Genomic DNA, 26,194 nt, shown 5'->3' with positions numbered 1-26,194 from the left:
TTTCGCAGGGCCCGGCTTTTTCGTGTGCTGAAAAGACTCAGAGCTTGGTCATCGGGACGCCGCCGATGAGCATCATCTTCACGCGGCCGGCGGAACCGAAGTCGATCAACACCATCGCCTTGACTCCGGCACCGGTCGATTCCAGCACCGTGCCCAGGCCGTACTTGTCGTGGCTGACTCGATCGCCCACAGCGAGAACGAGATTGGAGTTGCGGCCCTTGGCGGCACCGAAACTGGGAGTCGAACTCTGCCCGCGATTCGACGATCCGCCGTACCCGCCCGAGCCGTAACTGTTCGATCCGTATCCGCCACCCGAGCCGTAACCTCCGGATCTGCCGCCGCCGATGGCTCGGCCTCCCCCGGTGCCCGGATCCTCTCGTCGCCAGTCGATCAGGTGCTGCGGAACTTCTTGCAGGAAGCGCGATTCCGGGTTGGCGATGGGCTGGCCCCATGCCGAGCGCATGATCGCGCGCGTGAGGTAGAGCCGCTGTCGCGCACGGGTGATGCCCACGTACGCCAGGCGTCGTTCCTCGGACAGTTCGTTGGGATCGCCGAGCGCCCGCATGTGCGGGAACTGGCCGTCCTCCCAACCGGTCACGAAGACGACCGGAAACTCCAGACCCTTCGCGGTGTGCAGCGTCATCAGCGTCACGACGCCGGTGCCCGAATCGGGGATCTGATCGGTGTCGGCCACCAGTGAGACCCGTTCGAGGAACGCCGCGAGCGACCCCGGCTCGGCCAACCCGTCGACGCCACCGTCCTCGTCGCCGCTCTCGTCGTCCCCGGTTTCGAGCGCCTCCGCCGCCACCGCGGCCTGATTGCGCGCCTCGGAAGTGAATTCTCTTGCAACGCTGACCAGTTCGTTGAGGTTGTCGAGGCGCGCACCGTCCTGCGGGTCACTGCTGGCTTCGAGCTCGGCACGGTAGCCGGTGCGGTCGAGAACGGCTTCGACGACATCGCCGATGTCTGCGATGTCGTTGCCGTCCCCGTCGGTCGCGGTGAGCACTGCACGGAGTTCGTCGAGCAACTCCATGAACTGCGCGATCAACTTCTGCTGACGCGAGTTGAGCAGAGCCACCTTGCCTGCGGCCGCGTCGTGCAGAGCGCGCGAGAAGCTGATGTCGCGCTGCTCGGCGTGCACGGCGACACAGGCCTCGGCGCGATCGCCGATCCCCCGGCGCGGAGTGTTGAGGATGCGCCGCATGCTGACGGTGTCGTCCTCGTTGGAGAGCACGCGCAGGTACGCGACGAGGTCACGGACTTCCTTGCGCTCGTAGAACCGAACACCACCTACGACCTTGTACGGCAGACCGAGTCGGATGAAGATCTCTTCGAGCGCACGCGAGGAGTTGTTGGTTCGGTAGAAGACCGCCACCTCGTCGAAGCGCACGTCTCCGCCGTCGACGAGTCGGTCGATCTCCGAGGCAACGAACGACGCCTCGTCGTGCTCGTTGTCGGCAACGTAACCGACGATCAACTCGCCTTCGCCGGTGTCGGTCCACAGCTTCTTCTCGCGTCGGCCGATGTTGCGCGAGATCACCGCGTTGGCGGCCGAGAGGATGTTCTGCGTCGACCGGTAGTTCTGCTCGAGCAGGATGGTGCGAGCGTCGGGATAGTCGCGCTCGAATTCCTCGATGTTGCGGATCGTGGCACCACGGAATGCATAGATGGACTGATCCGCGTCACCCACAACACACAGCTCGCCCGGTGCAACGGTGCCCTCGAGTGCGCCGTCGGCATCGGGGGTGCCGACCAGTTCACGAACCAACATGTACTGGGCGTGATTGGTGTCCTGGTACTCGTCGACCAGAACGTGTCGGAACCTGCGTCGGTAGTACTGCGCCACCTGGGGGAAGGCCTGCAGAATGCCCACCGTTTCGCCGATGAGGTCGTCGAAGTCCATGGCGTTGGCCGCCCGCAGCCGCTGCTGGTAGATGCCGTAGACCTTGGCCACCAGCCGCGGCAGCTCGGCGGGATCGCCGTCGGCGTCCTCCGCCGCCTTGTCGGGACCGATCAGCTCGTTCTTCAGGTTCGAGATCGCCGTCGAGAGCAGCCGCGCCGAGAACTTCTTGGTGTCGATCTGCAGGTCCTTGGAGATCATCGTCAGCAGCCGCCGAGAGTCGTCCGCGTCGTAGATGGAGAAGTTCGAGTTCAGACCGGGCAGCAACGCAGCCTGCGCGCGCAGAATCCGCACACAACTCGAGTGGAACGTCGACACCCACATGGCGTTCGCTCGCGGCCCCACGAGTCCGGCGACCCGCTCACGCATCTCGGCAGCGGCCTTGTTGGTGAACGTGATGGCCAGAACCTGGCCGGGTGACACTCCACGCTCGGCGAGCAGATACGCGATGCGACGCGTCAGTACCGCCGTCTTGCCCGACCCGGCTCCGGCCACGATGAGCAGCGGAGATCCGGTGTGCACAACGGCCTCACGCTGCTGAGGATTGAGCCCTTCCAGCAGTGTGTCGGACGAGGTGTTCTGTCGGGATTGGAGGCCCTGGAGGAATGTGTTCATCGTCTGGTCAGGTTACCGGCGCGTACCGACAAACCCACATCCCGTGGTCGTCGGCCGAACCGACGACTTTTCAGGAGGGTTGACCCGTGGCACACTGGATCGGTGATCGAAAAAACCGTACGTCATCGCTTGCATCGGGTCGGCCGCTGTTCGGCCACGCGTGCAGGAGCCTGTCGATAGACGCAACGCCCCCGGTTCCGGACGGGAACCGAACGATCGGCGATGCAGTTCCGAATACGAAAGGCGTAACGGTGACGGACGACGCAACGATCCAAGATGTGACCCGAGGAGAGACGATGGCCATGACGACGAAGATCGACTCAGAGACCGCATTGCCCACCAGCGAAGCCGAGATCAACGACCTGCGCCAGGAAATCGACCGCCTCGATGCCGAGATTCTCGCCGCGGTTCGACGTCGCTCCGAGGTCTCGCAGATCATCGGACGCACCCGCATGGCCTCCGGCGGACCGCGCCTGGTGCACAGCCGTGAGATGAAGGTTCTCGAGCGTTTCAGCAGCCTGGGCCAGGAAGGCCACACGCTGGCCATGCTCCTGCTCCGCCTCGGCCGCGGTCGTCTCGGCCACTGATTCCCCCAGGTCGGGCGCGCCGCGTGCGCACCCGACCTGCGTTCGTTCACTTCAGAGCGATGTACTTGGTCTCGAGGTACTCCTCGATTCCCTCCGATCCGCCTTCACGGCCGAATCCCGATTCCTTCACCCCACCGAACGGCGCAGCCGCGTCCGAGATCACTCCGCGGTTGACGCCCACCATGCCACTGTCGATGGCGTCGGCCACCCGTAGCGCACGATCGAGATTCTCGGTGTAGATGTACGACGCCAGGCCGTACTCGGTGTTGTTCGCAGCGTCGATGCCTTCCTGCTCGGTGTCGAAGCCGACGATCGGAGCCACCGGCCCGAACACCTCTTCCTTCAGGATTCTCGCGTCGGTAGGCACGTCGGTGAGAACGGTCGCCGGGTAGAAGTAGCCGTCGCCGCCCGGCGCAGTGCCCCCGAGTTTCACCGTCGCGCCCTTGGCCACCGCGTCGTCGACGAGTTCCTGCACGGTTTCGAGTTGGTCGGCGTTGATGAGCGGTCCGAGTTTCGTATCGGGGTCGACGCCGGGGCCGAGCTTCATCTCGGCCATCTTCGCCACGAGCTTGGTGGTGAACTCCTCGCGCACGCTGTTGTGCACGTGCAGACGGTTCGCCGCGGTGCAGGCCTCGCCGCCGTTGCGCATCTTGGCGAGCATTGCGCCGTCCACCGCGTCGTCGATGTTCGCGTCGTCGAACACCACGAACGGCGCGTTGCCACCGAGCTCCATCGAGGTGCGCAGCAGCCGAGTCGCGGACTTCTGGACGAGAGACTTGCCGACGCCCGTCGAACCGGTGAAGGTGAGTTTGCGCATCCGCGGATCCTCGATGAGGGGTCCGGTGACGTCGCCGGACTTCGACGTCGTCAGCACCGAGAGCACACCTTCGGGCAGGCCGACCTCGTCGAAGATCTGAGCGAGCAGCAGCATCGTCAGCGGGGTCTCACGAGCGGGCTTGACGACGATGGTGCAGCCGGCGGCCAGAGCGGGCCCGATCTTTCTGGTGCCCATCGCCAACGGGAAGTTCCACGGAGTGATCGCCAGTACCGGCCCCACCGGAGCCTTGGTGACGAGGATGCGTCCATTGCCCGCCGGGGCCGGGGTGTAGCGACCGCCGATGCGGACTGCTTCCTCGGCGAACCAGCGGAAGAACTCGGCACCGTACTTCACCTCGGCCTTGGATTCGGCGAGGGCCTTACCCATCTCCAGGGTCATCAGCAGCGCGATGTCGTCGGCACGTTCGGTGACCTTCTCGAACGCCGCTCGCAGAATTTCACTGCGCTCGCGGGCAGGTGTTGCCGCCCAGCTCTTCTGCGCCGCCGCCGCTGCGTCGAGCGCTTTCATCGCGTCGGCGGGCGAGGCGTCGGCCACCTCCGTCAGGGGCCGCCCGGTGGCCGGATCGTTCACCGGGAACGTCTTACCTCCTTCGGCGTCGACGGCCTTGCCGCCGATCCACAGTTTTGCCGGAATCGATTCGATCAATGCACGTTGGTCCATACCGTCCATGATGCCTCCGCAGCGCCCGGCGCAAACGAGAACGACGCGCGCGCGACTGGGCACGGGATTACTGTTGGTTCGTATGAGCGTCGATATCACCGGCACGGATGCCTGGCAGAAGCTGACCGATCACCATTCCGCGATCGCCGAAACTCATCTTCGACAACTGTTCGCCGAGGACGCCGATCGAGCGCACACGTTCACTCTCGACGCGGCGGACCTGCACATCGACTACAGCAAGCACCGCATCACTCGTGAGACGGTCGAATTACTGGTCGAACTGGCCCGCACCGCCGACGTCGAAGGCAAGCGCGACGCGATGTTCGCGGGCGAGCACATCAACACTTCCGAGGATCGTGCCGTACTGCACACCGCACTGCGTCTGCCCGCCGACGCGTCGTTGACCGTCGACGGTCAGGATGTCGTCGCCGACGTACACGAAGTCCTCACGGCCATCGGCGAATTCACCGACCGGGTGCGGTCGGGCGAGTGGGTCGGTGCCACCGGCGAGAAGATCTCCACCGTCGTCAACATCGGCATCGGCGGATCCGATCTCGGACCGGTCATGGTCTACAACGCGCTTCGGCACTACGCCGACGCGGGCATTTCCGCGAAGTTCGTCTCCAACGTCGACCCCGCGGATCTCGTCGGCGCGCTCGACGGACTCGATCCGGCGTCGACACTGTTCATCATCGCGTCCAAGACGTTCTCCACCCTCGAGACGCTGACGAACGCCACCGCGGCCAGGCGCTGGCTCGTCGACGCTCTCGGAGAGGACGCCGTCGCCAAGCACTTCGTCGCCGTGTCCACCAACGCCGAGCGGGTCGCGGACTTCGGAATCGACACCGCCAACATGTTCGGCTTCTGGGATTGGGTCGGCGGACGCTATTCGGTCGATTCGGCAATCGGGTTGTCGGTCATGGCTGTTGTGGGCAAAGAGGCGTTCGGGGAATTCCTCGACGGCTTCCATGCGATCGACGAGCACTTCCGCAGCACACCGCTGGCCGAGAACGCGCCGGTTCTGCTCGGCCTCGTCGGCCTGTGGTACAGCTCCTTCTTCGGCGCGGAAACCCGTGCGGTGCTGCCGTATTCGAATGATCTCTCCCGTTTCGCGGCATACCTGCAGCAGCTGACCATGGAGTCCAACGGCAAGTCCGTCAAGGCCGACGGCTCCCCCGTCACCACGCCGACCGGCGAGATCTTCTGGGGCGAGCCGGGCACCAACGGCCAGCATGCCTTCTACCAATTGCTGCATCAGGGAACACGTTTGGTGCCCGCGGACTTCATCGGATTCGCCGAACCCACCGACGATCTGCCCACCCGCGACGGCACCGGATCGATGCACGATCTGCTGATGAGCAACTTCTTCGCCCAAACCAAGGTGCTCGCCTTCGGCAAGACCGCCGAGGAGATCGCCGCCGAGGACACCCCGGCAGATGTGGTGCCGCACAAGGTGATGCCCGGCAACCGCCCGTCCACCTCGATCCTGGCCCCCAAGCTCACGCCGTCGGTGGTCGGTCAGTTGATCGCCCTGTACGAACACCAGGTCTTCGTCGAAGGTGTCGTCTGGGGAGTCGACTCCTACGACCAGTGGGGCGTCGAACTGGGCAAGACCCAGGCCCTCGAATTGACGCCGGTCCTCACCGACGCCGAAGCTCCTGCCGCACAATCGGATTCATCCACCGATGCACTGGTGCGCTGGTACCGATCACAGCGGGGTCGTTCGGCCTGAGGTCGGTAGGTGGATCTACGGCCCCAGTAGGAAGCTACGCACCCTGCAGGCGGTGCGGATTCCTGGACGGGCCGTAGATTGCGCTCAGCGGATCCAAACAGGTCAGCCGTGCGTCCAATCGAGCATGGACTTCGACCAACGTGGGCTCTTCACCCGTGCCGATGCATTCGCGTCGGGCTTCACCGATGACGACCTTCGACGGGCACGCGCACACAAGTCCATCGTTGCAATCCGCAGAGGCTGGTTCGTTCGAGAGGATGTTCTCGCGACACTGGACTCTGCGCAGCAGCATGCGCTCCTGGCTCAGGCGACCTATGTCGATTGCGGCGACGACGTCGTACTCAGTCATGCATCCGCGGCGGTGGTTCTCGGACTCGACGTGTGGAACTTACCGCTGGACACGGTGACGATGACCACGCGTCGCGGCCACTCGGGCAAGCGAAGTCGACGCCGGTTCCTTCACGGCACCGATCTACTCGACGACGAGTGGCTTCATCTCGACGGTATGCGGGTCACCCGCCCAGCGCGCACAGTCGTCGACGTCGCCAGGACTCATCCACTCGACGTTGCGGTGTGTCTCGGTGATCGGGCATTGCGGCACGGCCTCACCACGATCGACGAACTCGAGAAATCGTGCGATGCGGCGCAACACCGAAGCGGTGCTGGACGCGCTCGACGAGCTATCGGCGCGATGAGTGCACGCAGCGACAGTGTCGGCGAGAGTAGATCGCGACTGATCCTGCAGACAGTGTCGACTCCGCTGTCCAATCAGACGATCTTCGACGACGGCGGTCGACGCATCGCCCGTACCGACTTCCTGTTTCCCGACATGGCCGAGGTGATCGCCGAGTTCGACGGGGAAAACAAGTACGGTCCGCAGCCACGGCAAGCAATCATCGCAGAGAAGAATCGCCACAACCGGCTCGCCGAGCAAGGCAGGACCGTCTTCAGATTCGACTGGCGGGACTTGTCGACTCCGCATGTCATCATCGACAGGCTCCATGCTGCCTATCGGCGTGCGTTGCTCCTCGGCCCGCCGAGTGGACGGTACGCCGAACTCCCCCTCCCCGCGGCCACGGCGCTCGTAGGAATATGCGCACCCTACAGGCGGTGCGAATTCCCACGAGGGGCGTGAATCCCCAGCATCACACCCGAGCCAACACCGCCGTCGTATCGACTCCTGTCGGCAGGGTGCCGAAGGCGATGCCCCAGTCTCGGTCGAGTCGACTGGCGCAGAAGGCGTCGGCCACAGCAGGATTGCCGTGCATCACCAGTTGCGCGCCCTGAAAGGTCAGTGCCATCAGTTCGACGACTCGGCGGGCCCGGTATTCCATGTCGGAGGTGTCGGAGAGTTCTTTGCCGACCCGGGCGATGGCGTCGTCCAGGCGAGAATCCGCGCCCGCCGCCTGGCCGATCTCACCGAAGAACGCCTCGACACTGTCGGGTTGACGGGCCAGTGCCCGCAGGGAATCGAGTGCGGCGACGTTGCCCGATCCTTCCCAGATCGACATCAGCGGCGATTCGCGGAACAGCCGAGGCATTCCCGATTCCTCGACGTAGCCGTTGCCACCGAGACATTCGAGGGCCTCGGCGGCGTGGGCGGGAGCTCGTTTGCACACCCAGTACTTGGTGACGGCCAACGCGATTCGGCGCAGTGCGCTCTCCTGCTCGTCGCCGCGGGCCGAGCCGTCGGTGGCCTGAGCCAGGCGGATCATGGCGGCGGTGGCGGCCTCGGATTCGATGGTCAAGTCCGCCAGCACGTTTCGCATCAGCGGCTGATCGACGAGTGCAGCCCCGAACGCAGCCCGATGACGCGCATGATGAACTGCGCGCACCGTGGCGTTGCGAATTCCCGCCGCCGACCCGATGACGCAGTCCAACCTGGTCATGTTGACCATCTCGATGATGGTGCGGACCCCGCGCCCCTCTTCGCCGACGAGCCAGCCGGTGGCCCCGTGGTATTCGAGCTCCCCGGATGCGTTCGACTTGTTGCCCAGCTTGTCCTTCAAGCGCTGCAACATCATTCGGTTGCGGGTGCCGTCGGGCAGCACGCGCGGCAGCATGAAGCACGAGAGTCCGCCGGGTGCCTGCGCGAGGGTGAGAAACATGTCCGACATCGGTGCCGACGTGAACCACTTGTGACCGACGATCGAGTAGGTGCCGTCCGACGACGGGGTGGCCGTGGTGGTGTTGGCGCGCACGTCGGATCCGCCCTGCTTCTCCGTCATGGACATGCCCGCGATCAGTCCACGCTTGCTCGACGGGGTCCGCAGACCGAAGTCGTATTCCCGCGACGCCAGCAGCGGCTCGTACTGTGCAGCCAGAGAGGGGTTGTGCCGCAACGCCGGAACGACGGCGTAGGTCATCGAAATGGGGCACATGTGCCCGGCCTCGGCCTGGCCCCAGACGTAGAACTTGGCGGCACGGGCGACGTGTGCACCGACGCGGTCGTCGGTCCATGGGGTGGCGTGCAGTCCGTGCTCGACGGCAACGGTCATCAGATCGTGCCAGTGCGGGTGGAATTCGACCTCGTCGATTCGGTGCCCGTAGCGATCGTGGGTTCTCAGCACCGGCGGGTTCTCGTTGGCGAGCCTGCCCCACTCCTGGGCTTGCACGCCACCGGCGAGCGCCCCGAGCCGGCCGACCTCGTCGAGTGCCCAGCCTGCGCCTGCCCTCGTCACGCCGTCGCGCAACGACGGGTCCGCGGAGGTGTCGTAGGGCGTCAGGTCGGTGGCCTGGTTGAATACCTCATGCGCGTCCATCTCGAACTCCTAACGCGCGCAACGACAATGCGACGAGACTGGGTACTGGATCCACCGATTCGTGCGAGGACAACGGGCCGACCATCACTTCGCCGACGGCACCGACCAGCGCTGCTGCCGAGATGGCCGCGTCCTGCTCGGGGATCTCTCCGGCGTCGATGCCCGCCACGATCGCGTCGGCGAAGGCGTCGGTGAACTTCTGCCGGAACACCAGACGCTCGGCGTCCACGGCCGGGTCGACCGGTTCGGCCAGCAGGGCGTACGCCATCGTCCGGTTCTTCAGGGCGCGTCCGGCGAAGGTCTGCACCACTGCGGTCACTCGCTCGACGGCGCTGCCGTGCTCGCACGCGGTGACCACCGCGGCGACCTCCCGACTGCAGACCTCGCGAAAGATCGCGACCACCAGATCTGCTTTCCCCTCGAAATGGGTGTAGACGCTGCCCGAGGACACTCCTGCTGCCGCGGCGACCGAGGCCACCGACAGGCCTGCATATCCCTGCGTCGAGAGGATCTCGATGGCGGCGGCGAACAGCTTGTCGCGACCGGCGTCGAGCCTGGCCTGCACTGCTGGGGTTCGTCGATACGGCACGCAAGGATTGAAGCACTGATTCATTGCTTCACGCAAGAGAACTCGAGTAACGTTCACTGACATGTCGGTACGGATCGAGCGCTCAGGCCCCGTCACCACCATCGTCCTGTCGCGCCCCGAGGCGCGCAATGCCGTCGACGGCCCCACCGCCCAGGAGTTGATCCAGGCGTTCGAGGAGTTCGACGCCGACGAATCAGCCTCGGTGGCAGTGCTGTGGGGCGAGGGCGGCACGTTCTGCTCGGGAGCCGACCTCAAGGCACTGGGCACACCGCGCTCGAATCACGCGACCGAACACGGGGACGGACCGATGGGCCCGACGCGAATGCGGTTGTCCAAGCCGGTCATCGCGGCCGTGTCGGGATACGCCGTCGCGGGCGGACTGGAACTCGCTCTGTGGTGCGACCTCCGCATCGCCGAGGACGACGCCACGTTCGGCGTCTTCTGCAGGCGATGGGGAGTTCCGTTGATCGACGGCGGCACAGTGCGATTGCCGCGCATCGTGGGCACGGGCCGAGCGATGGACATGATCCTCACCGGTCGCGCTGTCGACTCCGAGGAAGCGTTGAACATCGGTCTGATCACCAGAAGGGTTCCGGTGGGTCGAGCCCGGTCGGAAGCGGAGGCGTTGGCTGCTCAACTCGCCCTGCTGCCGCAGACGTGCATGCGAGAGGATCGACTGTCCCTGCTCGAACAGGACGGTCTCGACGAGGAGACCGCCTTGAGGAACGAATTCCGACACGGTGCCATCTCGATCAACGCCGACGCGCTCAGCGGCGCGAGCAGGTTCGCGTCGGGGGCGGGACGACACGGCACCGCGAGCCCGTGAAATCGACCCGCCTGTCGGTGATCGACGAGATCTTTCTCCGGACCCACCGCGGCTACGGAATTCCCATTGCACTCCAAGGCATCTGGCGCACCACCGAGACGGTGAGCCGAGCAGAACTCGACAGGATCCACGACGAGCTGGCCGTCGGGCAGCTCGGCCGTCGAGTCGGCAAGCCCCGCATACCCGGGGCACGGCTTCGATGGGACATCTCGTCCGCGACGCTTCCGCTCGTCTACGCCACCGACCCGGTCGACGACATCATCGGATGGGCCGATACGCAGGCAGACGTTCGACTCGACCCGCAGTACGGGCCCGGCTGGCGGTTGACGGCCGCGCCCCTTGCACACGGCGGCACCGTGCTGTCTCTGGTGTGTTCGCACGCGCTGGCCGATGCCAGGGAACTGATCGACTCTGCCGCTCGCGCCTTTTCCGGATCGGCACCCGCGCCTGCGCTGCATCCGGGCTCGGATGTAAAGGACGCGATCTCGATGATCGTCACCGTTGCCCTGCGATCCATCGCGGCGACGGCCAGATTGTGGGTCAGCAGGAAGGCCCGCGCCGAACTGCGGGCGTTCACCACCGGCGACCCCGGCGGTATCGCGCCACACCACGCGCACGGAATGCAGTCGGTGATCGTGGATATGGATGCTGCGGAATGGGATTCGACGGCGCGACGCGTCGGTGGATCGGCCAATTCGCTGTTCGTCTCCATCGTCGCCGCCACGATGAGCGAACTCGGGTCACCCGCGGTGACCGTCGACATTCCTTTTCGTACCGGGTCCGGTGATGCCAACGCCATCGGCATGGCCACCGTCGCCGTCCGTGGAGACGACTCGCCCGCGGCCATCCGAGCAGCGTGCAAGGCGGCGTTCGGCAAACCTGTCGGGGCCCCGGCAGGCTATCCACCCGAGATCGTCCAGCTGCTCCCCCACCGTCTCGCCGCGAAGCTGACGTCGACCCCGGGCCGCGGAGAAGTGTTGTGCTCCAACATCGGCGACATTCCCGACGGCATCAACGCACTCGGCTCCCACCGATCGTGCGGACTCGCGACCCGCGCGATCCATCCGAACCCGTCGGGCGCGCTGTCGACGATCAGGATGTCGACCTACCTCTCCCGACTGGACGGCAACTACACACTCTCGCTCGTGTGCACCGACAACGCCCTGGCGGGATCGACCGCCGAGCTCACCGCGGCCGTACACCGAGCCCTGGCGACACGGAACCTGGCCGCCGAACCCTGGTAGGTCTAGCGTTGTCGCCATGAACGAGCACGATATCCACACCAAGATCCAGCAGCTCATCGCCACCGAGCACAAACTTCGCACCGAGACCCAGTCGGGCGATATCGACCCGGACACAGAGAAGGCTCAACTGGCATCCCTCGAGCACGCCCTCGACCAGTGCTGGGACCTGCTCCGCCAGCGCCGGGCGCGCATCGACGCAGGCCAGAACCCCGACACCGCAACCGCCAACAGCATCGACCAGGTCGAGGGGTACCTGCAGTAACCCCGGCCCATGGAGCTACACCAGTCGATCCGTCAGCACATTCGGCAGGAACCTCAGCGCCGCGTCGATGCCCCGCCACTTGAGTCCGGGTAGCGCGGCGCGGCGGGTCTCGCTCTCGATGGCGTCGACCATCGCCGACACCCCCTCGTCCAGAGTGGCTGTGAGAGCGGCACTGTCGCCCGCATTGGCGGACATGTCGGTGGCGATGAACCCGGGTAGCAGGGTGGTGACGGTGATGTCGGTTCGCGACAGTTCCGTGGCCAACGATTCACCCAACGACGCCACTGCCGCTTTGCTGGCCGAGTAGGTCGCCTTGGCCCCCGGTAGTCCCCGGTCGGCGCTGATGGACGAGACGAACACCAGGTGCCCGCGTTTCTGCTCACGGAAGATCGACAGTGCGGCCTCGGCCTGCGACAGCGCTCCGATGAAGTTCGTGTGCGCGGTCTGCAGGTTGGCGTCGGCGCGGCCGGTTCCGATCTTCGCGCCCTTGCCGAGACCTGCGTTGACGATCACTCGATCGAGGCCTCCCAATTCGTCTCGCAGTTTTCCGAACACCTCACCCACCGCGTCGTGATCGGTGACGTCGAGTGCTCGGACCACCACGGTGATGTTCGGGTTGTGGTGCATCAGCTCCGCACGAAGGTCGTCCAGCCGCTCGACCCGCCGGGCGCAGAGCGCCAGATCCCGGCCCATGCCTGCGAACCGTCGCGCCATTTCCTCGCCGAGCCCCGAGCTCGCTCCGGTGATCAGAATCTTGTTCCGAGTGGTCGCCATAAGCGGCGAGCCTATGTCACTGTGGAGCAATGGCCTCAGAAAGCTCGGAATTCGATGTCATCGTCATCGGCGGTGGCCCGGTCGGCGAGAACGCCGCTCAGTATGCGACACAGGGCAGCGACCGCACTGTCGTGATCGTCGAGCACGAACTGCTCGGCGGCGAATGCTCGTACTGGGCGTGCATGCCGAGCAAGGCGCTGCTGCGCCCCAGCGAGGTTCTCGACACCGCACGAAACATGCCGGGGGTCAAGGAACTGGTCGGCGATCAGCCCCTCGATGCCGACGCCGTCCTGGCCCGACGCGAATCCTTCACCCACGGCCTCGACGATTCGTCGCAGATGACGTGGGCGGAGAAAGCAGGGATCTCCGTCGTGCGCGGTCACGGACGCCTGACCGGGGACAGAACCGTCGAGGTCGACGGGCGCACGCTCACCGCCCGGCACGCCGTCGTCCTCGCCACCGGAACCACTGCCTCGGTACCGAACACACCGGGCCTGCGCGATGCCCGGCCGTGGATCTCCCGCGATGCCACCAACATTCACGAGACCCCCGGCCACGTCGCCGTCATCGGCGGTGGCGTCGTCGCGACGGAAGCGACCACCTGGTTGCTCTCGCTCGGAGCGAAGGTCACGATGATCGTGCGCGGCTCGTCGCTGCTCGCCGCTTCCGAACCGTTCGCAGGCGAACTCGTCGCGAACGCGCTGACGGCGCGAGGTGCCACCATCATGCTCGACGCCACTCTCGAGTCCGTGTCACGAGAGAACCCTGCCGACACCGGCATCGGTCGGATTCACGGTGGCCCGGTCGGTCTCGTCGTCGACGGCAGCGAGATTACGGTCGACGAAGTTCTCGTCGCCGCGGGACGTACTCCGGCGAGTGCGGACCTCGGGTTGTCGAGCCTCGGACTCGAGGAGGGGCGCTACATCGATGTCGACGATCATCTGAACGTTCCCGGCCACGAGTGGCTCTACGCGGTGGGCGACGTCAACGGACGAGCTCCGCTGACGCACATGGGCAAGTACCAGGGCCGGGTGGCCGGCGACGTCATCGCCGCCAGGGCCGAGGGAAAGCCTTTGGACAGCAAGAGATTCCGTGCGATCGCAGATCACGGTCGAATTCCTCAGGTGGTGTTCACGCCACTCGAGGTGGCCTCCGTCGGACTGACCGAGGCCAAGGCCAGGGAGGCGGGCATCGACGTCGAGATCGTCGCGCAGGACATCGCCGTCGCGGGTTCGTCTCTGCAGCAGGACGATTACTCGGGACGGGCGCAGCTGGTGATCGACCGCGCCGCCGACACGATAGTGGGCGCCACCTTCGTCGGTCCGGGAGTCGCCGAGCTGGTCCACGCAGCCACTGTGGCTGTGGTCGGCAAGGTTTCGATCGACGACCTGTGGCATGCGGTGCCGTCGTATCCGACGGTCAGCGAAATCTGGCTCAGACTGCTCGAGGCTCGCAGAACAGCCGATCACTGACGCATGTAGGCCGCGGCGATTCCCTCGTAGGTCTTCGGGTCCGCTTTCCTGATGCCCAGAGCCACCAGGACACCGAGGATCGCGGCGAAAATCAACACCACGGGTATCGCGTTGACGACCGCAGAATCGGAACCGGTGAGAACGCTGTAATGCGTTCCGGCGAGGATCAATCCGGTCATGAAACCGACGAAGCCGATGCCGGGGGCGACAGCGGTGCGCCACACGGAACGGTCGGGGTGGCCGATGAAGAACACCACCACCGACAGCGCTGCGGCGGCCTGCAGGGCGATCACCCCCAGAGTTCCGAGTCCGATGGCCCCGGCGGCGTAGATCAGGTACGGGTCGGCACCGGTCACCGCGAACACCGCCAGCGCCACGGCAGCCACCAGTGAGGCGGTGATGCTGCCGATGTGCGGGCTCGAGTGATGCGGGTGAATTCGGCCCAACCGCGCCGGAAGTACGTGCTCACGCCCGAGGGCGAACAGATATCGGCTCGCTGCGTTGTGTACGGCGAGATACGACGCGAGCACGCTGGTGCACAACAATACTGCCGTACCGTCGTACAGCACCGTTCCTCCGTACTGCTGCGCCAGCGTGAACAGAAGATTGCCCAGTTCGCTCTGCGCCAGCACCGGCGCATCGACCCCGCCCGCGGCCCCGACGATGATCCAACTCGTCAGTACGTAGAAGACCGCGATGAGCGACACCGCGATGAACGTCGCGCGTGGGATGCTGCGTCTGGGGTCCTTGGTTTCCTCTCCGTAGAGGGCGGCCGACTCGAAACCGATGAAACTCGAGAAGGCGAACATCATCGCTATCCCCAGCGATCCGGAGAACACCTGCGTGGGAGTGAACGATTCCAGTGGTATCGCCGCGGTTCCCTTCTCACCCACCACCAGGACGTTGAACACCGTCAGAAAAGCGAATTCGAGAACCATCAGCGTTCCCAACACCTTCGCGGAAAGATCGGCATTCCTGAAACCCAGGAAAGCGACAATCACGACAGCGACAGCCGTGAAGACGTACCACGGAATGTCGATACCGGAATCGGCGAACACCAGGTGAGTGAAATAGCCGAACGCACCCGAAAGTCCACATGCGAGCGAGGTATACGCGACAACTGCGACATACGCGGCAGCAACTCCCGGCGGCTTCCCCAGTGCGAGACCGATGTAGGTATAGAAGGCTCCGGTGCTGTACACCTGCTGACTGATCGCCGCGAAACCCACCGAGAAGCACAGCAGCACAACGGCACTGATCGCGTAGGCCGCAGGCAGACCGGCACCGTTGCCGCGTATCAGGGCCAGCGGCACGTTGCCGATCATGGCCGCCATCGGGGCCGCCGCAGCAACCACGAGAAATACCACTCGGCCGGTGGTGAGAGTACGTCGATCGGACATCGTTCGGACGCTACTCGTCCGAAGTGCACAATGCTGACATGGAATACGAACGTGGATTCGACAGACTCGTCAACTTCAGCGACGCCGTGGTCGCGATTGCCGCGACACTGCTCATTCTGCCGTTGGTGGAACTGGCCGAACCGGACGAAAGCGCACAATTCGTCGATATTCTGCGTGACCACGGTGTCGAGCTGTTCGCATTCGTACTCAGCTTTCTGGTCATCTTCTCGCAGTGGCTGAGCCATCATCGCGTGTTCCGTGCCCTGGTCGGCTACACCAAGGGTTTGATGTGGGTGAACTTCGTCTGGTTGCTCTCGATCGTGTTCCTGCCGTTCCCCACCAAGTTGATCGCCGAGAAGAGCGGGTACGACGCCAGTGCGGCACCGTTGTACGTCGCGACCATCGCGGTGTCGGTCGTCTCGATGTTCGCGGCCGACGTGATCGTCTCCCGGCATCCGAACATCGTCGCCGACGACGCACCGCGTCACGGCGGCGTGCGCAGCGGCGCGATCACCTCGGTTCTCATCCTGGCCGCTCTGGGACTGGCGTTCACACCGCTGGGCCTGTGGTCGCTGCTCCTCCTGTTCCTGACAGCGCCGATCAACCGCCTCCTCGGCCGTGTCTGACGAGTAGATTGGTCGGGTGAGTACCGAGAGCGCGTCGAAGCAGCAACCGCTTCTCGTGCTGGGCAAGATCACCGAGATTCTCGACGCCTTCTCGTTCGACCGCCCCTCGATGACGCTCGGTGAGATCCAACAGACCACCGGCCTGCCCACCTCGACGGTGCAGCGTCTCGTCACCAACCTTGTGCAGCAAGGATTTCTGGACCGGGGCGGCGATCGGATCCGTATCGGAGTGCGGATGGCCTACTGGGCAGCGACGGCGACCAAGGACCTCGACGTGCTGTCGGTCGTCAACCCCGTGCTCAAGAACATGCGCGATCTGACGACCGAGACCGCGTGTTTCTTTCGGCCGGAACAGAACTACCGCGTGTGCGTCGCCATCGCCGAGACCCGCCACGCCTTGCGCCGGGACATGTACGTCGGCAAGGTGATCCCGCTCAGCGCAGGATCGGCCAGCCGCGTCCTGCTGGCCTGGGACGACGACCTGGCCGAGCGTGTCCTGTCCCGTGAACTCGAATCGATGACCGAGCAGACGGTGACCGAAGCCGAGACGATGCGAACCCTGTTGGCGCAGACCAGAGCCGACGGTTATGCGATCACCACCGGCGAGCGCGAGACCGGAGCGTCGGGACTGTCCGCACCGGTGTTCGATTCGGCCGCGGACATCGTCGGTGCCGTCACCATCAGCGGACCGACACTGCGCATGCCGCAGTCGCAGTGCGAGGACTGGGTGGATCTGCTGATCTCCCACGCCGAGCAGATCACGAGGACCCTCGGCGGCCGCTACCCTGCGTGAGACCAGGCGTCGGGATTCACCGGATGCGCAGGCATCGAACCGCCGACCATCGCAGCTGCGTTGGTGGCGCACAGCCGGGCCATCTCCGAACGCACCGACACCGTCGCGCTCCCCACATGTGGGAGCAATACCGTGTTGGGCAGATCGGCCAGGCCGGGTTCGAGGGCCGGCTCGCGCTCGTAGACGTCCAATCCTGCTGCAGCAACGGTCCCCTCGCGGAGCGCGGTCACCAGAGCCGCCTCGTCGATCACCGGTCCTCGCGCGGTGTTGATCACGATCGCCGACGGCTTCATCGCCCCGAGTACTGCGGCGTCCACCAGATGGTGGGTGGATTCCGACAGCGGAACGTGCAGGGACAGAAAATCGCTGGTCGTGACGATCTCGTCCCACGAAGCATGCTCGACGCGACCCGCGAACTCACCGAGCTCGTCGTCGGAGACCTCTCGATCACCGGGCGGGCGCGGACAGAACTTCACCGTCATACCGAACCCCAGTGCCCGGCGAGCGGTGGCGCGGGCAATGCGGCCGAAGCCGGCCAATCCCAGTACTCGATCCGAGACATCGCTGCCGAGAAGCAGTTCCGGCTCCCACCCGGTGAACGAGCCGGAACGGACGAATGCATCGGCCTCCACGGCGCGGCGAGCAGTGGACAGTATCAACAGCATCGCGATGTCGGCGGTCGAGTTCGTCAGAACCCCTGGGGTGTTGGCGACGGTGATCCCGCGCTGCGTCGCGGCGGCGATGTCGATGTTGTCGAATCCGACGGCGTAGTTGGAGATCCCGACGATCGACGCCGTCTCCAGCAACTCCGCATCGAACCGATCACGTAACTGGGACACGACGACCGAGTACTCACCGGAGGAGCAGGCGGCGACCAGTTGCTCGTGATCGACCGCTCTCAGGTCCACGTCCCCCGCCGCCCGCAGAATGTCCATCCCCGGTGCCGGGATCTCGGTGGTGACGAGGATACGGCTCATGCGACCCACTCGAAGGCGCGCGCCTCGGACCGGACACCCTGAACGGCCTTCGATCGCATGGGCTCGTCCAGCTCGGCGAGCAGCCCCTCCGAGAGGGACGCCATGGACGCCAGCGTCGCCGGCTCGAACCAGTCCGGCCGTGTCGCGAAGAGAATGTCCTCCGACGAGGTGTTGCCGCTGGCCCCAGGAGCGAAGGGGCATCCGCCCAGTCCGCCCAGTGAACCGTCGACCATCGTGGCACCGGCCGAGATCGCCGCGAGGGTGTTCGCGACGCCCAGGCCCCAGGTGTCGTGTCCGTGGAACACCACTCTGCGGTCGGGGGTTTCCTCGCGGACCCGCGAGATCAGCGACTGTACCTGTACCGGTACCGCCTGCCCGAGGGTGTCACAGATGACGATATCCGTTGCACCGGTTGCTCGTTCGTCGTTGGCGATCTCGATGACCCGGTCCGGCGGCACCTGCCCCTCGAAGGGGCAGGTGAAGGAGGTCGCGATGCAGAGCTCTATCTCACCGCCGACCGATCGAGTGATGTCGACGGCGTCGGGCATCGCAGCCAGGGACACCTCGGTGGTACGGCCGATGTTGGCCTGATTGTGCGAGTCCGAGGCGGAGAAGCAGTACTGGAAGTTGCGAGCTCCGGCGGCAGCGGCCTTTTCGATGTGACGTGGAGTGGCGACCCACACCCAGCATCGAGCGAGTTCGGCGGCGGTGAGCTCACCGATCACCTCGAGCGTGTTGGCCATCGGCGGCACCTTGTCACCCCGAGCCATCGAGCCGATCTCGAGCGAGGGCACGCCGAGTTCGATGAGCGCTCTGATGATCTCGAGCTTTCGTTCGGTGGCGAGCATCTTGCCGGTGAGCTGCAGACCGTCGCGCATCGTGACGTCGCGAAGCTCTGCGGCGGGAGCGAATCGGTACATCTAGAGGCTCATCTCTTCGTCGGTGCGGCCGAGCAGAGTCGACAGTACTTCCCTGGTGTGTTCGCCCAGATCCGGTCCGACCGAACGAATCGGCAGGGACGCGTCACCGATCAGCGGGACGACGCCGACAAATCCGACGTCGGTGGGCTCGTCACCTCCGGTGTCGACCGAGAAGTGCTGAATCATGTTGCGGGCGGCGTACTGTTCGTCGGCGACGATGTCCGCCGCGGTGTAGATCGGACCCGACGGCACCCCGGCGGCGTCGAGAATCTTCAACGCCTGCTCGCGCGAGTGCAACCCGGTCCACGCCGAGATCGCGGCGTCCAACTCGTCGCGTCGACGCCACCGACCGGCGTTGGACGCCAGGTCCGGGTCGGCTCCCAGATCGGGACGATCGATGGTCTCCATGTAGCGCTGGAAGATCGCATCGCCGTTGCCGGCGATGATGATCGAGTGTCCGTCGTTGCACGGGTACGCGTTCGAGGGTGCGATGCCTTCCATTCGGCCGCCCGTGCGCTCGCGTTCGACACCGTAGGCCAGGTAGTCCGGAATCAGCGATTCCATCATCGACAGAATCGATTCGTTCAGCGCCACATCGATGGAACGCTGTGCCAGCGACAGCGGAGACTGCCCGTCCGAGGCCTGCGCCGCGCGCTGGGTCTGCCGTTGGAACAGGGCCATGACGCATCCGAACGCCGCGTACAGCCCGGCGATGGAGTCCCCGATCGAGACCCCGACCCGGACGGGTGGCCGATCCGGGTCACCCACGAGATTGCGAAAGCCGCCGTACGCCTCTGCGACAGCGGCGAATCCGGGTCGCTGCGACATGGGGCCCGTCTGGCCGAAGGCCGAGATGCGCGTGATGATCAATTCGGGGTTGGCTGCGCTGAGCACTTCCGGCGAGATACCCCATTTCTCCAGCGTGCCGGGCCGGAAGTTCTCGAGCACGATGTCGCATTTCGCTGCGAGGTCGACGACGTCCTTGCGGCCCTGTTCGGTACGCAGGTCCAGCACGATCGATTTCTTGTTGCGGTTGATCGTGCGATAGAGCATCGACGTTGTGCCGGAGTAGAGCCGCCAGTTGCGTAGTTCGTCGCCGGTTCCCGGCCGTTCGACCTTGATGACCTCGGCACCGAAATCGGCGAGCATGCGCGCCGCAGTAGGGGCGGCTATGTAGTTGCCGAGTTCGAGAACTCGAACTCCGCTGAGCGGCAGTGCCATCGTGTTCCTTTCGATACTCCCGGAATCAGGGTTCATGGAATCTGGGCTCACAGGATCCAGCTCATCGGCACGATCAACGCGATGGCGATGACCGATGCCACCGAGACGCCCACCGAGCACGTCTTGAGTGTGCCTCGGGTCGACTGGCCCATCAAGGACTGCAGGAGCCAGAAGGTGTTGCTGGTGACGTGGACGGCGAACAACGATCCGGCACCGGCGGCGAGTGCGATGAACACCGGGTCGAGACCGATCAGCGGAGCGACCGGGGCGAGAATGCCGGCCGAGGTGATGGCGGAGATCGTCACCGATCCCACGGCGATGTGCAATGCGGCCGCGATGACCCACACCATCAGGAGCGGCGCTGCGGTGCTCGCCGTGAAGTATTGGCCGAGGATGTCGCCGAGACCCGCCTCGTTGATGACGGCCGCGAGCGATCCACCGACGCCCGTGAGGATCAGTATCTGACCGCTCTCGGCGAAGCCACGGGCGAGAGCCTTCTCCACCCGAGCCTGTCCGACGTGGTAGCGACCGATGAGGCACGTTCCCACCAAGCCGATGAGCAGCGCGATGACCGGGCTGGCAATGAACTCGACGACGGGAATCGAGATCTCGGCGACTTCGAGTACGGCTCCGATGGCAATGAGGACGAGCGCGAGCAGCAGCGGCGAGAGCAACACCAGCAGCGACGTCTGCTTCTCGGTGCGCACCTTCTGGGCTACGCCACCTCCGGTTTCGAGAGGCTCGTCGCCGGAATCGGCAGGCTCCGGGACCACAGGCTCTGGGACCACGACGATCTGCTGCTCGTCCTTCTCCTCGTTCCACCATCCGTGCCGAAAGACGAACGACATGACGGCCACCGACAGCACGACGACCGGAACGATCAGGATGAGTCCGTAGATCATCATCTTGCCCAGCGGCACCCCGAGCAGTCCGGCCAGTGCGAGCGTCGCGACACCGGGGACCATGAACACGATGCCGCATTCGAGCGCGATCGCCAGCGCCGTGGCCATTCGCGCTGTGCCGTACTTGCCGATCTTCGGAGCGAGGTTGCGGGCGAGCGGAGCGGAGATCACGAGCAGCACGTCGAGGAAGATGGACTGCAGCAGGGTCGCGATGGTCAGCGAGAGTGCGTACGGCAGCCGCTTGGGTCCGAAGGTTCGCAGCAACGTGCCGACGAGTCGCTGGATGGCGTTCATCTCCTGCAGTACCGAACCCATCAGCACACCGAAGGCGATGAGCAGGCCCACCTCGGCCATGATCTCGCCGAAGCCGCCGGTGATGGTGTCGACGGTGGTGCCGACTCCGAGCTTCGTCGCCAGTCCCAGGTACGCGGCCCCGAGCACCAGCGAGATCACCGGGTTGAAGTGAAAACGAACGATAAAGACCACCACCGCCAGGACGGCGACGACGGTGTTGATCACAATCCACATATCGGACATCGGCAATTCTTCCCGCTGAATGAGAGTGACCGCTGCCATCGCATGCGGCTCGATGTGATCCATCACACCAATACCCACATTATGGGCACAGATTTACTTCGTGAGCAAGAGCCTGGGCAGCACGGAACCACGAAGGTCCGCCGAGAGCCAGGTCAGATCGGCTGAGCGCGCCTTATCGAGAGCTCGGCCCGAGAGGGATCGAGTTCGACGGGCGAGCGGACCAGCAGTTCCCCGACCCGCAGGATGCCGTCGGACAGCGGCTCGACACGCAGTCCGCCGCGACCGATCAGCGCCTTACGTGCACCGTCCACCACCATCCGGTCCATCCACGCGCACGGATGGGCCGGCCGGCCACCACGGAACCGAATCCAGCCGTCACCGGAATCGAGCTCGAATTCCAGCCCTCGCAACGGGTCGAGCTCCAGCCCGCGTACGACGACGTTTCGCCTGGCCACGGACGGATCGGGCACATCGACCCCGAGTACGTCGCCGACGGCCTCCCAGGCCTCGACGGCCAGAAAGCTCACCGCCGCCTCGGTGTGTGCCTTCACGCCGAAGAACCGATCTCCACGAATGCCTTTGTGCGCCACGATCTCGACGCTGGTCGGCAGGTCCGTCGCCGACTCGGCCGGGCCGTCCTTGGATCTACCGAAGTAGGCGTGTGTGGGCGAGCGCAGTAACTGCACGATCTCGGCGCGATACTCGAAAAGCATGCCCTCGAGTCTGCCCGGTACCGATCTCCATCCGTTCTTACCCGCGGGTAAGAACTGATCAGTACACTCGCGACATGGCTGTGACGACACGCGTGACCACCTCCGACGGCATCATCGAGGGCAAGCCGGTGGGCGACCTGACCACCTGGCGCGGCATCCCGTACGCCGCCCCGCCCGTCGGACCGCTTCGTTTCCGAGCGCCGCAACCGACCCAACCGTGGTCGGGCGTGCGCGACGCCACCGAATGGGGCAACGCCTCCATTCAGCACAAGCGCGGCACGATGCTCGCCGTCGGCAAGTACCAGCCGTCGAGCGAGGACTGCCTGACGCTCAACGTGTTGGCCCCGAGCGCACCGAGCAAGAACCCGCGCCCGGTCATGGTGTTCATCCACGGTGGTGCCTACACGCTCGGCACCTCGGCGACCCCGCTGTACGGCGGCGGCTCGCTGGTGCGCCGCTCGCTGAAGGACGGCGACGGCATCATCTACGTCTCGGTCAACTACCGACTCGGCGCACTGGGCTACCTGGACATGTCCCAGTTCTCTACTCCCGAGCGGCCGTTCGACTCCAACCTGGGCCTGCGGGATCAGGTCGCAGCGCTGGAATGGGTGCAGCGCAACATCGCGAACTTCGGCGGCGATCCGAACAACGTCACCATCTTCGGCGAATCCGCGGGCGGCAATGCGGTCACCACACTCATGACGGTTCCCGCTGCGAAAGGCCTTTTCGCACAGGCCATTTCCGAGAGCTCTGCTCCCGGCATGACGGCCACCAAGGAGCGTGCCGATCAATGGGCACGCGAGTACGTGGGCTACCTGGGCGGCACCGCGGAGAACGCGGCCGAGACCCTGGAGAACGCCGAGGTACTACGGCTCGGGCGGGCCGGCACCAAGCTTGGCCTGACCACCCTGCACCGCACTCCCGGACTGCTTCCGTTCGGACCCGTGATCGACGGCGATTTCCTGCCGGTCAGCCCGGTGGAGGCGTACGCGAAGGGCACCGCGCACCGCGTCCCGTTGATCATCGGCACCAATGCCCGTGAGGGAACACTGTTTCCGAAGTTCCTCGACGCACTGCCCACCAACCCCGAACGCATCGGCAAGCTGTTCTCGCTCACCGATCCCGACGCCGAGGCCGTGGTCACCGCAGGCTATCGCGGCTACCCCAGTGAGCGGTCGGCCATCGACTTCGGCGGCGACTTCACCTTCTGGAAGCCGTCTCTCGAAGTGGCCGAGGGACATTCGCGTCACGCACCCACGTACTTCTACCGCTTCGATTTCGCTCCGCGATCGATGAAGGTGGTCGGCCTCGACGCCACCCACGGATTCGAGTTGTTCGCCGTGTTCGGCATCAACGAGACCCTCTTCGGCAAGGCGCTCACACTCACGGGTGGACGAAAGGCCTTCGCCGAGGTCACCGAGCAGGTGCAGTCGAACTGGATTGCGTTCGCCACCAACGGAAAACCATTGGACACGTGGCCGGCGTACGACGAGGACTCGCGTCGGACATTGATCTTCGACACCCGCACCCGGGTACAGAAGGACCCACGGAGCGACCGGCGCAAGGCATGGGAAGGCTACCGGGGCTACGACAGCCAGAAGCTCGAACCCGTCACTTGAGCAGTCGCGACATGCGACGGTCGGCGAGAATCTTGCCGGCCGTCTGGCACGTCGCGCAGTACTGAAAAGAGCGATCGACGTAGGCGACTTCACGTACCGGGTCGCCGCACACCGGGCACGGAAGTCCGGTCCTGGCGTGTACACGCATCCCCGATCGCTTCTCCCCCTTCAGACGCGCCGCATCCTGCCCGGCCGAGCGGGTCACCGCGTCGGACAGAACCGATCGCATCGCCGCGTAGAGCGTCGCGACGGATTCGGGATCGAGCTTGCTCGACGACGCGAAGGGCGAGAGCTTCGCTACGTGCAGTATCTCGTCCGAGTAGGCATTGCCGATGCCTGCCAACAGCGACTGATCCACCAACGAGGTCTTCAGTCGCGCGGTGGTGCCTGCGAGGATCTCGGCGAATTCGAGCTCGGTGACCGTCAGCGCGTCCGGACCGAGCCGGGCGATGCTCGCAACCTGTTGCGGGTCGCGCACCACCCACACCGCCAGCCGCTTCTTGGTACCCGCCTCGGTGAGATCGATGGCGGGCGTCGCTCCCTCGGGGGTGAAGAAATGGATCCGCAGCGCCAAGGGTCCTTTGCCCGGCTTTGGCGGAGCGACGCTGGGATTGTCCACCCACCGCAACCATCCCCCGCGAGAGAGATGGGTGATCAGCCAGAGGTCACCGGCGCGAAGTGCCAAATGCTTCCCGAAGCGGGCGGCATCGGTGACGTCCTTGCCCTGCAGCTCGGTGATCGGCGGATCGAACGTCTTGAGAACGCTCAGTGCAGCGATGTCGATGCGACCGATCACCGCACCGACGGCATGCTCGCGCAGAAAGCCGGCAAGGGCTTCCACCTCGGGTAATTCCGGCATGTACCCAGTATGCAGCTACGATGACCGTCGTGATGGTTCCGACTCCGTACGAAGATCTGCTGCGCCACATCCTCGATACCGGGACGGCGAAATCCGACCGAACCGGAACCGGCACCACCAGCGTGTTCGGGCATCAGATGCGCTTCGACCTGGCCGCGGGCTTCCCGCTGATCACCACCAAGAAGGTCCATCTCAAATCCATCGTCTACGAGTTGCTGTGGTTCCTGCGTGGGGATTCGAACGCCACGTGGTTGCAGGAACACGGTGTGAGCATCTGGGACGAGTGGGCTGCTCCCGACGGCGAGCTCGGCCCCGTCTACGGAGTGCAGTGGCGATCGTGGCCCACCCCGTCGGGCGAGCACATCGACCAGATCAGCCAGGTCATCGAGACCTTGAAGACCGACCCGGATTCGCGGCGGATGATCGTCTCGGCCTGGAACGTCGGCGAGATCCCGCGAATGGCGCTGCCGCCGTGCCACGCGTTCTTCCAGTTCTACGTGGCCGACGGCAAGCTCTCGTGCCAGCTGTATCAGCGCAGTGCGGACATGTTCCTCGGAGTGCCGTTCAACATCGCGAGCTATGCGCTGCTCACGCACATGGTGGCGGCGCAGACCGGTCTCGAGGTCGGCGAGTTCGTCTGGACCGGCGGCGATTGCCACATCTACGACAACCACCGCGATCAGGTCACCGAGCAGCTCTCGCGCGAGGCATACCCCTACCCCACTCTGAAACTGGCGCAACGGGATTCGATCTTCGACTACACCTACGAGGACATCGAGATCGTGGGCTACCGGCACCACCCGGCGATCAAGGCCCCGGTAGCGGTGTGAGTGCTCCGTTCGTCGGCACGATCTGGGCGCAGAGCACCACGGGAACCATCGGGGACGGGGGCGGTATCCCCTGGCACATTCCCGAGGACCTGGCACACTTTCGCGCCGTGACGGGCGGTCATGCCGTCGTCATGGGCCGCAAGACCTGGGATTCACTTCCCGCGAAGTTCCGGCCGCTGCCCGGGCGTCGGAACATCGTCGTCACGCGCAACGCATCGTGGTCGGCCGAGGGCGCGGAGGTGGCACACAGCGTCGCCGACGCGATCGCGCTCGCCGATTCCGACCCGGTGTGGGTCATCGGGGGCGGCGAAATCTATCGCAGTGCAATGGATATCGCGACCCACCTGGAGGTGACCGAGGTCGATCTCGACGTCGTGGGCGATACGAGTGCTCCGGAGATTCCCGACGGCTGGGTCGCCAGGGCGGGCGACTGGCAGAGCAGCCGGGTCGACGGCACCCGATTCCGCTGGGTCGAGTACGGAAAGCCTACCCAACCTTCCTGAGCGCGTTCAGGATTCCCCCGTCGCGACTGCGAG

The 26,194-nt window shown here is 65.1% G+C and carries 24 protein-coding genes; 12 read left to right on the top strand and 12 right to left on the bottom strand.

Annotated features, from left to right (window positions below; all coding sequences use genetic code 11):
- Positions 1 to 37 precede the first annotated feature (37 nt).
- Complete coding sequence (locus CH274_RS19315; protein WP_032395773.1) at positions 38 to 2,515, bottom strand: UvrD-helicase domain-containing protein; 2,478 nt, start codon at positions 2,513 to 2,515, stop codon at positions 38 to 40.
- 296 nt (positions 2,516 to 2,811) lie between these two features.
- On the opposite strand from CH274_RS19315, the gene CH274_RS19310 reads away from it, so the two are divergent.
- Positions 2,812 to 3,102 (top strand): chorismate mutase, encoded by a 291-nt coding sequence (locus CH274_RS19310; RefSeq protein ID WP_032396247.1) that lies wholly within the window; start codon positions 2,812 to 2,814, stop codon positions 3,100 to 3,102.
- Positions 3,103 to 3,148: 46 nt separating this feature from the next.
- Here the strand turns inward: CH274_RS19310 and CH274_RS19305 are convergent, their stop codons facing one another.
- The gene (locus CH274_RS19305; RefSeq protein WP_094631285.1) at positions 3,149 to 4,600 is read right to left on the bottom strand and encodes an NAD-dependent succinate-semialdehyde dehydrogenase; all 1,452 of its coding nucleotides are present in this window, start codon (positions 4,598 to 4,600) and stop codon (positions 3,149 to 3,151) included.
- Positions 4,601 to 4,682: 82 nt separating this feature from the next.
- Between CH274_RS19305 and pgi the strand changes: the two genes are divergently transcribed.
- Together pgi and CH274_RS19295 are read left to right on the top strand one after the other, a co-directional pair.
- On the top strand, positions 4,683 to 6,332 hold the full coding sequence (gene pgi, locus CH274_RS19300; RefSeq protein WP_094658763.1) for a glucose-6-phosphate isomerase: 1,650 nt from the start codon (positions 4,683 to 4,685) through the stop codon (positions 6,330 to 6,332).
- A gap of 124 nt (positions 6,333 to 6,456) precedes the next feature.
- Entirely contained in the window at positions 6,457 to 7,467 is a 1,011-nt protein-coding gene (locus CH274_RS19295) for a hypothetical protein (protein ID WP_094658529.1), read from the top strand.
- 10 nt (positions 7,468 to 7,477) lie between these two features.
- Here the strand turns inward: CH274_RS19295 and CH274_RS19290 are convergent, their stop codons facing one another.
- Both CH274_RS19290 and CH274_RS19285 read right to left on the bottom strand, forming a co-directional pair.
- The gene (locus CH274_RS19290; RefSeq protein ID WP_094658527.1) at positions 7,478 to 9,094 is read right to left on the bottom strand and encodes an acyl-CoA dehydrogenase family protein; all 1,617 of its coding nucleotides are present in this window, start codon (positions 9,092 to 9,094) and stop codon (positions 7,478 to 7,480) included.
- A complete protein-coding gene (locus CH274_RS19285; RefSeq protein ID WP_094658761.1) occupies positions 9,081 to 9,683 on the bottom strand; it encodes a TetR/AcrR family transcriptional regulator in 603 nt (200 codons plus the stop codon). Before CH274_RS19285 ends, CH274_RS19290 begins: the two co-directional genes overlap by 14 nt.
- Before the next feature lie 61 nt (positions 9,684 to 9,744).
- Here CH274_RS19285 and CH274_RS19280 point away from each other — a divergent pair, with 61 nt between their 5' ends.
- Genes CH274_RS19280 through CH274_RS19270 form a run of 3 tightly spaced genes read left to right on the top strand, consistent with a single transcriptional unit; the run spans position 9,745 to position 12,015 of the window.
- Entirely contained in the window at positions 9,745 to 10,509 is a 765-nt protein-coding gene (locus CH274_RS19280) for a crotonase/enoyl-CoA hydratase family protein (protein WP_032395775.1), read from the top strand.
- The gene (locus CH274_RS19275) at positions 10,506 to 11,753 is read left to right on the top strand and encodes a hypothetical protein (RefSeq protein WP_094658525.1); all 1,248 of its coding nucleotides are present in this window, start codon (positions 10,506 to 10,508) and stop codon (positions 11,751 to 11,753) included. The genes CH274_RS19280 and CH274_RS19275 overlap by 4 nt, the downstream gene beginning before the upstream one ends.
- Positions 11,754 to 11,769: 16 nt before the next feature.
- Positions 11,770 to 12,015, top strand: coding sequence for a DUF2630 family protein (locus CH274_RS19270; RefSeq protein ID WP_032395777.1), 246 nt, complete (start codon positions 11,770 to 11,772; stop codon positions 12,013 to 12,015).
- A 15-nt stretch (positions 12,016 to 12,030) separates the two neighbouring features.
- Here CH274_RS19270 and CH274_RS19265 read toward each other — a convergent pair whose 3' ends face one another.
- Positions 12,031 to 12,789 carry an SDR family oxidoreductase gene (locus tag CH274_RS19265; RefSeq protein WP_032395778.1) on the bottom strand — a complete coding sequence of 253 codons (759 nt, stop codon included), beginning with the start codon at positions 12,787 to 12,789 and terminating at the stop codon, positions 12,031 to 12,033.
- 29 nt (positions 12,790 to 12,818) lie between these two features.
- Here CH274_RS19265 and CH274_RS19260 point away from each other — a divergent pair, with 29 nt between their 5' ends.
- Positions 12,819 to 14,261 carry a dihydrolipoyl dehydrogenase family protein gene (locus CH274_RS19260; protein ID WP_094658523.1) on the top strand — a complete coding sequence of 481 codons (1,443 nt, stop codon included), beginning with the start codon at positions 12,819 to 12,821 and terminating at the stop codon, positions 14,259 to 14,261.
- Here the strand turns inward: CH274_RS19260 and CH274_RS19255 are convergent.
- Complete coding sequence (locus tag CH274_RS19255; protein ID WP_094645657.1) at positions 14,255 to 15,661, bottom strand: APC family permease; 1,407 nt, start codon at positions 15,659 to 15,661, stop codon at positions 14,255 to 14,257. The two genes, CH274_RS19260 and CH274_RS19255, sit on opposite strands and share 7 nt — an antisense overlap.
- Before the next feature lie 38 nt (positions 15,662 to 15,699).
- On the opposite strand from CH274_RS19255, the gene CH274_RS19250 reads away from it, so the two are divergent.
- Together CH274_RS19250 and CH274_RS19245 are read left to right on the top strand one after the other, a co-directional pair.
- Positions 15,700 to 16,287, top strand: a complete 588-nt coding sequence (locus CH274_RS19250) for a TMEM175 family protein (RefSeq protein ID WP_094658521.1) — start codon at positions 15,700 to 15,702, stop codon at positions 16,285 to 16,287.
- A gap of 16 nt (positions 16,288 to 16,303) precedes the next feature.
- Positions 16,304 to 17,080, top strand: a complete 777-nt coding sequence (locus CH274_RS19245; RefSeq protein ID WP_094631204.1) for an IclR family transcriptional regulator — start codon at positions 16,304 to 16,306, stop codon at positions 17,078 to 17,080.
- Here CH274_RS19245 and CH274_RS19240 read toward each other — a convergent pair.
- The 5 genes from CH274_RS19240 to CH274_RS19220 all read right to left on the bottom strand — a co-directional run bounded on the left by CH274_RS19240 (position 17,068) and on the right by CH274_RS19220 (position 22,350).
- Entirely contained in the window at positions 17,068 to 18,057 is a 990-nt protein-coding gene (locus CH274_RS19240) for a 2-hydroxyacid dehydrogenase (protein ID WP_094658519.1), read from the bottom strand. The genes CH274_RS19245 and CH274_RS19240 overlap by 13 nt on opposite strands.
- On the bottom strand, positions 18,054 to 18,977 hold the full coding sequence (locus tag CH274_RS19235) for a hydroxymethylglutaryl-CoA lyase (RefSeq protein WP_094658518.1): 924 nt from the start codon (positions 18,975 to 18,977) through the stop codon (positions 18,054 to 18,056). Before CH274_RS19235 ends, CH274_RS19240 begins: the two co-directional genes overlap by 4 nt.
- Positions 18,978 to 20,198 carry a CaiB/BaiF CoA transferase family protein gene (locus tag CH274_RS19230; protein WP_256993640.1) on the bottom strand — a complete coding sequence of 407 codons (1,221 nt, stop codon included), beginning with the start codon at positions 20,196 to 20,198 and terminating at the stop codon, positions 18,978 to 18,980.
- A 47-nt stretch (positions 20,199 to 20,245) separates the two neighbouring features.
- A complete protein-coding gene (locus CH274_RS19225) occupies positions 20,246 to 21,637 on the bottom strand; it encodes a GntP family permease (protein ID WP_032396252.1) in 1,392 nt (463 codons plus the stop codon).
- Between the two features lie 152 nt (positions 21,638 to 21,789).
- Positions 21,790 to 22,350 carry a molybdenum cofactor biosysynthesis protein gene (locus CH274_RS19220; RefSeq protein WP_032395786.1) on the bottom strand — a complete coding sequence of 187 codons (561 nt, stop codon included), beginning with the start codon at positions 22,348 to 22,350 and terminating at the stop codon, positions 21,790 to 21,792.
- Positions 22,351 to 22,424: 74 nt separating this feature from the next.
- On the opposite strand from CH274_RS19220, the gene CH274_RS19215 reads away from it, so the two are divergent.
- Positions 22,425 to 23,969 (top strand): carboxylesterase/lipase family protein, encoded by a 1,545-nt coding sequence (locus CH274_RS19215; RefSeq protein WP_094658514.1) that lies wholly within the window; start codon positions 22,425 to 22,427, stop codon positions 23,967 to 23,969.
- Here CH274_RS19215 and CH274_RS19210 read toward each other — a convergent pair.
- A complete protein-coding gene (locus CH274_RS19210; protein ID WP_094631198.1) occupies positions 23,962 to 24,828 on the bottom strand; it encodes a DNA-formamidopyrimidine glycosylase family protein in 867 nt (288 codons plus the stop codon). The genes CH274_RS19215 and CH274_RS19210 overlap by 8 nt on opposite strands.
- Before the next feature lie 29 nt (positions 24,829 to 24,857).
- Here CH274_RS19210 and CH274_RS19205 point away from each other — a divergent pair, with 29 nt between their 5' ends.
- Positions 24,858 to 25,658, top strand: coding sequence for a thymidylate synthase (locus CH274_RS19205; RefSeq protein WP_045200242.1), 801 nt, complete (start codon positions 24,858 to 24,860; stop codon positions 25,656 to 25,658).
- Positions 25,655 to 26,161, top strand: coding sequence for a dihydrofolate reductase (locus tag CH274_RS19200; protein ID WP_094658512.1), 507 nt, complete (start codon positions 25,655 to 25,657; stop codon positions 26,159 to 26,161). The genes CH274_RS19205 and CH274_RS19200 overlap by 4 nt, the downstream gene beginning before the upstream one ends.
- The last annotated feature ends 33 nt before the right edge of the window (positions 26,162 to 26,194 follow it).

The organism is Rhodococcus sp. 06-418-5 (genome assembly GCF_002258285.1).
In the GTDB taxonomy this organism is placed as follows: Bacteria; Actinomycetota; Actinomycetes; order Mycobacteriales; family Mycobacteriaceae; genus Rhodococcoides.
Note: the sequence above shows the minus strand (reverse complement) of the source record. Positions and strands in the feature narration are given on the sequence as shown.

Coding starts and splice junctions, on each gene's coding strand:
- CH274_RS19315 (WP_032395773.1), bottom strand. CDS start 2,515: ATGAACACATTCCTCCAGGGCCTCCAATCCCGACAGAACACCTCGTCC.
- CH274_RS19310 (WP_032396247.1), top strand. CDS start 2,812: ATGGCCATGACGACGAAGATCGACTCAGAGACCGCATTGCCCACCAGC.
- CH274_RS19305 (WP_094631285.1), bottom strand. CDS start 4,600: ATGGACCAACGTGCATTGATCGAATCGATTCCGGCAAAACTGTGGATC.
- pgi (WP_094658763.1), top strand. CDS start 4,683: ATGAGCGTCGATATCACCGGCACGGATGCCTGGCAGAAGCTGACCGAT.
- CH274_RS19295 (WP_094658529.1), top strand. CDS start 6,457: ATGGACTTCGACCAACGTGGGCTCTTCACCCGTGCCGATGCATTCGCG.
- CH274_RS19290 (WP_094658527.1), bottom strand. CDS start 9,094: ATGGACGCGCATGAGGTATTCAACCAGGCCACCGACCTGACGCCCTAC.
- CH274_RS19280 (WP_032395775.1), top strand. CDS start 9,745: ATGTCGGTACGGATCGAGCGCTCAGGCCCCGTCACCACCATCGTCCTG.
- CH274_RS19270 (WP_032395777.1), top strand. CDS start 11,770: ATGAACGAGCACGATATCCACACCAAGATCCAGCAGCTCATCGCCACC.
- CH274_RS19265 (WP_032395778.1), bottom strand. CDS start 12,789: ATGGCGACCACTCGGAACAAGATTCTGATCACCGGAGCGAGCTCGGGG.
- CH274_RS19260 (WP_094658523.1), top strand. CDS start 12,819: ATGGCCTCAGAAAGCTCGGAATTCGATGTCATCGTCATCGGCGGTGGC.
- CH274_RS19255 (WP_094645657.1), bottom strand. CDS start 15,661: ATGTCCGATCGACGTACTCTCACCACCGGCCGAGTGGTATTTCTCGTG.
- CH274_RS19250 (WP_094658521.1), top strand. CDS start 15,700: ATGGAATACGAACGTGGATTCGACAGACTCGTCAACTTCAGCGACGCC.
- CH274_RS19240 (WP_094658519.1), bottom strand. CDS start 18,057: ATGAGCCGTATCCTCGTCACCACCGAGATCCCGGCACCGGGGATGGAC.
- CH274_RS19235 (WP_094658518.1), bottom strand. CDS start 18,977: ATGTACCGATTCGCTCCCGCCGCAGAGCTTCGCGACGTCACGATGCGC.
- CH274_RS19230 (WP_256993640.1), bottom strand. CDS start 20,198: ATGGCACTGCCGCTCAGCGGAGTTCGAGTTCTCGAACTCGGCAACTAC.
- CH274_RS19225 (WP_032396252.1), bottom strand. CDS start 21,637: ATGTCCGATATGTGGATTGTGATCAACACCGTCGTCGCCGTCCTGGCG.
- CH274_RS19220 (WP_032395786.1), bottom strand. CDS start 22,350: ATGCTTTTCGAGTATCGCGCCGAGATCGTGCAGTTACTGCGCTCGCCC.
- CH274_RS19215 (WP_094658514.1), top strand. CDS start 22,425: ATGGCTGTGACGACACGCGTGACCACCTCCGACGGCATCATCGAGGGC.
- CH274_RS19210 (WP_094631198.1), bottom strand. CDS start 24,828: ATGCCGGAATTACCCGAGGTGGAAGCCCTTGCCGGCTTTCTGCGCGAG.